The sequence below is a fragment of the Sinomonas sp. G460-2 genome (assembly GCF_047759905.1).
In the GTDB taxonomy this organism is placed as follows: Bacteria; Actinomycetota; Actinomycetes; order Actinomycetales; family Micrococcaceae; genus Sinomonas.
In genome coordinates, this window is record NZ_JBKZWT010000212.1 from 1 (window position 1) to 6,407 (window position 6,407).

Consider the following 6,407-nt stretch of genomic DNA (forward strand, 5'->3'; position numbering starts at 1 on the left):
CGCCTGAGCGAGCGCGAGCGGGCGCTCCTGCACCGGCGCGAGGCGATCGCCGTGCCCGAGGAGGACCGCGACGCGTTCTTCGCCGACCTCTACCCCGACCTCGCGCGCAGCCTGGCCGTCGCAAGCGGGGACGAGAGCGTGGACTTGCCGCGCGTCGAGCCGCCCGTGCTCGTCCTCACCGCGACGTTCGAGCCCCGCGACCGGCTGCGCCTCGCGTGGCACTGGGAGTACAGGACGGGCGACGGCGTGCGGCAGCTCCCGCTCTATTCGGCAGCAGGCGAGCGCCACGTGCGGGACGAGGCCGCGGAGGCGGACGCGATCGAGCGCGTCGCGGGGGCGCTCGAGGACAGCGCCCTCGGACGGCGTGCCCTCGGCGAGGCGACGCTCACCGACCTCGATACCGCCGACTTCGCCGAGCGCACGCTGCCGGAGCTGCGCGGCGTCCCCGGGGTCGAGGTGGTGCTGCGGGGCGAGCAGCCCGACTACCGGCGCCTCGACGGGGCGCCCGAGCTCGTGCTGAGCGCCGTCGAGAGCGAGAAGCGCGACTGGTTCGACCTCGGGCTCATGGTCTCGATCGAGGGCCGCCAGATCGCGTTCCAGGACGTCTTCGTGGCACTCGCGAAGGGACGCACGAAGGTCATGCTGCCGGACAAGTCGTGGTTCCGGATCGACACCCCGGAGATCCTGCGGCTCAAGGACCTCATCGACGAGTCGCACGAACTGCGCGAGTGGCGCGCCGACGGCGGCCCGCCCCACCCGCCCCGGTTGAGCCTCTACCAGGCGGGGCTCTGGGACGAGATCGCCGAGATCGCGGGCCAGACGGTCGAGCCGCCGCGCTGGCGCGAAACCGTTCGCGGGCTCCTGGACCCGGCGGCCCTCGACCCCGTGGCGGTACCCGAGGGCCTCGCCGCCGAGCTGCGCCCCTACCAGCGCGAGGGCTTTCAGTGGCTCGCGTTCCTCTGGCGGAACGGGCTCGGGGGCGTCCTCGCCGACGATATGGGCCTCGGCAAGACGCTCCAGACCCTGGCCCTGTTCCTGCACGCGCGCGACCACGCGCGGGAGGCGACGCCGGGCGCGGACGGTGAGGGGCGCCGTCGTCCGTTCCTCGTGGTCGCGCCGACCTCCGTGGTGCCCAACTGGGCGGCCGAGGCCGCCCGCTTCGCGCCTTCGCTCAAGACCGTCGCGATCGGGGACACGGAGCAGGCCGCGGGCGTCCCGCTCTCGTCGACCGTGGACGGCGCGGACATCGTGGTGACGAGCTACGCGCTGTTCCGTCTCGACGTCGACGCGTACTCGGCCCTCGCGTGGGACGGGCTCGTCATGGACGAGGCCCAGTTCCTCAAGAACCGCGCGACGAAGGCGCATCAGTACGCGCGGGACCTGGACGTGCCGTTCAAGCTCGCGCTCACGGGCACCCCGCTGGAGAACAGCCTCATGGAGCTGTGGTCGCTCTTCGCGATCGTCGCGCCGGGCCTTTTCCCGGGCGCGAACCACTTCGCGCAGGAGTTCGCGCGGCCCATCGAGAAGGGCGGGGACGCGGGGCGGCTCGGGAGGCTGCGCCGCCGGGTGCGCCCGCTCATGCTGCGGCGCACCAAGGAGGCCGTCGCCTCGGAGCTGCCGGAGAAGGTCGAGCAGCGCCTCGACGTCGAGCTCGCGCCGAAGCACCGGCGCCTCTACGAGCAGTACCTCCAGCGCGAGCGCGAGAAGGTGCTGGGCCTCGTCGAGGATCTCGACCGGAACCGCTTCATCGTGTTCCGCTCGCTGACGCTCCTGCGGCTCATGGCGCTCGACCCGTCGCTCGTGGACCCCGAACTCGCCGGCCCGCCCCCGGCGAAGCTCGACGTTCTGCTCGAGCAGCTCGCCGACGTCATCGCCGAGGGGCACCGGGCCCTCGTGTTCAGCCAGTTCACGTCATTCCTCAAGATGGCGGCCGCGCGGCTCGAGGCCGAGGGGATCCGCTACTCCTATCTCGACGGCTCCACGAAGCGCCGCGGCCACGTGGTTCAGGGGTTCAAGGAGGGCGACGCCCCGGTGTTCCTCATCTCGCTCAAGGCCGGCGGCGTGGGGCTCAACCTCACCGAGGCCGACTACTGCTTCCTGCTCGATCCGTGGTGGAACCCGGCCGCCGAGGCCCAGGCCGTGGACCGCACGCACCGCATCGGCCAGACGCGCACCGTCATGACGTATCGGCTCGTGGCGCGCGGCACGATCGAGGAGAAGGTCATGGAGCTCAAGGAGAAGAAAGCCGCCCTGTTCACGTCCGTCATGGACGACGACGCCCTGTTCGCCTCGGCGCTGACCGCTGAGGACGTTCGCACGCTTTTGACCTGAGTTGGGTCACGCGATTTTGATCACGATTTTGCAACGACGAATTCTTACTCTACGGTAGATCAAGGTTCGGTAACGAGCCGCCCCTGATGCGGGTACAACGTCGACGGTCCCCAGCACGTCGGCCATATATGCCGGGTACTGCCGTCCACCGCTCGCCGCCGTCTGCGCAGTCACCATCGTCCTGACCTCGATCTGTCAGGGGCCGGCGGCGCACGCGGACTTCCGGGGACGGAACGAGTGCCGGTGGAGCCCCGTGCATCTGTGAGAAACCCATGAAAAAGAACACCTTCACCACCGCCGCACGTCGTTCCCTCGCCCTCGCAGCCATTTCCGGCGCCGCCCTTGGTGGCGCCGCTCTGGCCGCCCCCGCCGCCAACGCCGCGAGCACGTCCACGTGGGACGCCATCGCGCAGTGCGAGTCCGGCGGCAACTGGGCCATCAACACCGGCAACGGCTACTACGGCGGCCTCCAGTTCACGCTGGGCACATGGCAGTCCTTCGGCGGCACGGGCATGCCGAACCAGGCCTCGAAGGCGCAGCAGATCGCTGTCGCCGAGCGCGTCCTCGCGAGCCAGGGCTGGGGCGCGTGGCCGGCGTGCTCCGCAAAGCTCGGCCTGTCCGGCACCGCGGGCGCCAACCCGACCCCCGTCCAGGTCACGCCGGCTCAGGCCGCGCCCGTCCAGCAGGCTCCCGTGCAGCAGGCCCCGGTTCAGCAGGCTCCGGCCCAGGCTGCTCCGCGCCACGCCGCCACGGTTCCGGTCTCGGGCCAGACCTACACGGTCAAGGCCGGCGACACGCTCAGCGGCATCGCTGAGCAGCTCGGCCTCAACGGCTGGCAGCAGCTCGCCGACGCCAACTCGAAGATCATCGCGAACCCGAACCTCATCTTCCCGGGCCAGGTCCTCCAGCTTCCGGCGGCCTAGCCCTAGCAGCCAGCCGGCTTCGGCCGGCCCCATCCCCCGTACGAGCGCCGCATCGGCGTCGCGCGCGTCCCCTGACGCGCACGACGACGGTGCGGCGCTCGTGCGTTCGGCCCGCCCCGCCGTCGCCCTTTCCAAAGCATCTCGCATGTCGGAAAATTATTTCCACGAATCTATTGCCAAGCCTGGTATCCCAGAGCTATCTTGTATACCAAGCGATGAGACCCCAGTCACACCCCACTGAGACTCACCGCACCCGGCGCCAGCGCCGGAAGCTGAGCCTCACAGCGCAACAGGCCAGCGGATCCCCGCGGTTCCCCAACCGCAACCATCGATCCGAAAGAGAACCATGAACAGCACTCCGGACACCGTCGTCCAGCCGCTGAATACCCCCCTCACCCTCACCACGGAACGCACGGCACCGCCGTCGTCCGACGGCGCCGCGGCCCACCAGCCGGACCGCGACCCGCGCCTTTCGAACAAGGACCTCGATCCGCTCAAGGAGCAGAAGTGGGGCTCCTACAACATCTTCGCCTTCTGGATGTCAGACGTTCACAGCGTGGGCGGCTACGTCACGGCAGGCAGCCTCTTCGCCCTCGGGCTCGCGTCCTGGCAGGTCCTGGTCTCCCTCGTCGTCGGGATCCTGATCGTCCAGTTCTTCTGCAACCTCGTCGCGAAGCCAAGCCAGGCGACGGGCGTCCCCTACCCCGTGATCAACCGCGCGATCTTCGGCGTCCGCGGAGCCAACATCCCCGCGATCATCCGCGGACTCATCGCGATCGCCTGGTACGGCGTGCAGACGTACCTCGCGTCCCAGTCGCTCGTGATCGTGATGCTCAAGTTCTGGCCGTCCCTCGCCCCGCTCGCGGTGAACGAACACGGCTTCCTGGGCCTCTCGCCCCTCGGCTACGTCGCGTACGCGATCCTCTGGGTTGCCCAGGGCCTCGTCTTCTGGCGCGGCATGGAGGCCATCAAGAAGTTCGTCGACTGGGCCGGCCCGGCCGTCTACGTCGTCATGATCCTCCTGGCGGTCTACCTCGTGGCCAACGCCGGCTGGGACCACGTCTCCCTCAACCTGTCCGCGGGCAAGCCGCTCGACTTCGGCGCCTCGATCCCGGTCATGCTCTCTGCCGTCGCCCTCGTGGTCAGCTACTTCTCCGGCCCGATGCTCAACTTCGGCGACTTCTCCCGCTACGCCAAGTCGTTCAAGGCGGTCAAGAAGGGCAACCTGCTCGGCCTGCCCATCAATTTCCTCTTCTTCTCCCTCCTGACCGTCATCACGGCGTCCGCCACTGTTCCGGTGTTCGGCGAACTCATCACCGACCCGATCGAGACGGTCTCCCGCATCGACGCTCCGTTCGCCACGATCCTCGGCGGCCTGACGTTCGTCATCGCGACCGTCGGCATCAACATCGTGGCCAACTTCATCTCCCCCGCCTTCGACTTCTCCCACGTCAACCCGCAGAAGATCTCCTGGCGCATGGGCGGCATGATCGCCGCGGTCGGCTCCGTGATCCTCACCCCGTGGAACTGGTACTCCAACGCGACCGCGATCCAGTACTCCCTCGGCATCCTGGGCGCGCTCATCGGCCCGCTCTTCGGGATCCTCATCGCCGGCTACTTCGTGGTGAGCCGCCAGCGGATCTGGGTCGAGGAGATGTACACCATGAGCCCGAAGGGCCGCTACTGGTTCGTCAACGGCTTCAACCCGAACGCCGTGTGGGCCATGATCCTCTCCGGTGTCCCCGCCATCGCGTCGGTCCTCATCCCGACGATCGTCGGCCAGGCCCAGTGGATCTCGGACTACTCGTGGTTCGTCGGCTGCGGCATCGGCTTCGTCGCCTTCGCGGTCCTCGAGCGGGTCCGCCCGCACATCAAGGCCGGCGAGTCGGAGCCCGTCCCCGCGGCCTGACCCCCGCCCGCTCCAACCCACCCCAGGCGCGGACGACGGCGGCGCTCACCCGCCGCCGTCGTCCGCGCCGATGTCCTTCCCAATCCGCCCGCCCGCCCGATCCTCGCCCGAGCCGCAGCCGACGAAAGAGCCCCCGATGCGCATCCTCGTTGCCAACGTCAACACCACCCAGTCCATGACCGACGCGATCGCCGCGCAGGCCCGCCGCGCGGCGCTCCCGGACACGGAGATCGTGGGCCTCACGCCGCGGTTCGGCGCGGATTCGTGCGAGGGGAACTTCGAGAGCTACCTCGCGGCCGTCGCGGTCATGGACGCCGTCACGCGGTACGAGGGCGAGTTCGACGCGGTGGTCCAGGCCGGCTACGGCGAGCACGGGCGCGAGGGGCTCCAGGAGCTCCTCGACGTCCCGGTCGTGGACATCACCGAGGCCGCGGCCGCGACGGCCATGTACCTCGGGCACAAATACTCCGTGGTCACGACGCTCGACCGCACCGTCCCGCTCATCGAGGACCGGCTCAAGCTCGCGGGGCTCGACGCTCGCTGCGCCTCGGTCCGAGCGTCCGGGCTCGCGGTGCTCGAGCTCGAGTCGAACCCGGAGGCGGCGATCGAGGCGATCGTCGCGGAGGCCGAGTGGGCCGTCCGAGAGGACAAGGCCGAGGTGATCGTGCTCGGCTGCGGCGGGATGGCGGAACTCGAGGGGCGCATTCGAGAGCGCTGCGGCGTCCCCGTGGTCGACGGGGTCGCGGCGGCCGTCGCGACGGCGGAATCGCTCGTGCGCCTCGGCCTCACCACGTCGAAGATCCGCACTTTCGCGTCGCCCCGGCCCAAGCGCGTGCTCGGCTGGCCGCTCCCGGGACAGCCGGTGACTCTCGCCTGACCCCGCGCCGAATGGTCGGGTTTTCGCGGGTGCGAGCCGCTTGCACCCGCGAAAACCCGGCCATTGCGTGAGAAGCTGAACCCATGGCTGCGAACGATCGCACGCGCGTCGCCATCGCCGGCGCCGGGCCCGCGGGAATGTTCATGGGCCTCCTCCTGGCTCGGGCCGGCGTCGCCGTCACGGTCCTCGAGAAGCACGCCGACTTCCTCCGGGACTTCCGCGGCGACACGGTCCACTCCTCCACGCTCACGCTCCTCGACGAGCTCGGCCTCGGGCCCGCGTTCGCCGCGATCCCCCAGCGGCGCATCACGCAGGTCGCCGCGCAGCTCGACGCCGGAACCGCCCGCATCGGCGACCTCTCGCGGCT

5 protein-coding genes are annotated in these 6,407 nt (G+C 69.9%); all 5 read left to right on the forward strand.

The features are described 5' to 3' along the window. On the forward strand, positions 1-2,331 hold a 2,331-nt coding region (locus ACLN58_RS16095; RefSeq protein ID WP_415856265.1), incomplete at its 5' end, for a DEAD/DEAH box helicase. Positions 2,332-2,603: 272 nt separating this feature from the next. Further along, complete coding sequence (locus ACLN58_RS16100; protein WP_415856266.1) at positions 2,604-3,254, forward strand: transglycosylase family protein; 651 nt, start codon at positions 2,604-2,606, stop codon at positions 3,252-3,254. A 346-nt stretch (positions 3,255-3,600) separates the two neighbouring features. Continuing rightward, positions 3,601-5,163, forward strand: coding sequence for an NCS1 family nucleobase:cation symporter-1 (locus ACLN58_RS16105; RefSeq protein WP_415856267.1), 1,563 nt, complete (start codon positions 3,601-3,603; stop codon positions 5,161-5,163). A 136-nt stretch (positions 5,164-5,299) separates the two neighbouring features. Further along, entirely contained in the window at positions 5,300-6,040 is a 741-nt protein-coding gene (locus tag ACLN58_RS16110; RefSeq protein WP_415856268.1) for an aspartate/glutamate racemase family protein, read from the forward strand. Positions 6,041-6,123: 83 nt separating this feature from the next. Beyond that, a partial coding sequence (locus ACLN58_RS16115; RefSeq protein ID WP_415856269.1) for an FAD-dependent monooxygenase occupies positions 6,124-6,407 on the forward strand: 284 nt, incomplete at its 3' end.

Excerpts from the sequence above, each read along its gene's own strand:
- ACLN58_RS16110 (WP_415856268.1), top strand. The coding sequence starts at position 5,300 with ATGCGCATCCTCGTTGCCAACGTCAACACCACCCAGTCCATGACCGAC.
- ACLN58_RS16100 (WP_415856266.1), top strand. The coding sequence starts at position 2,604 with ATGAAAAAGAACACCTTCACCACCGCCGCACGTCGTTCCCTCGCCCTC.
- ACLN58_RS16105 (WP_415856267.1), top strand. The coding sequence starts at position 3,601 with ATGAACAGCACTCCGGACACCGTCGTCCAGCCGCTGAATACCCCCCTC.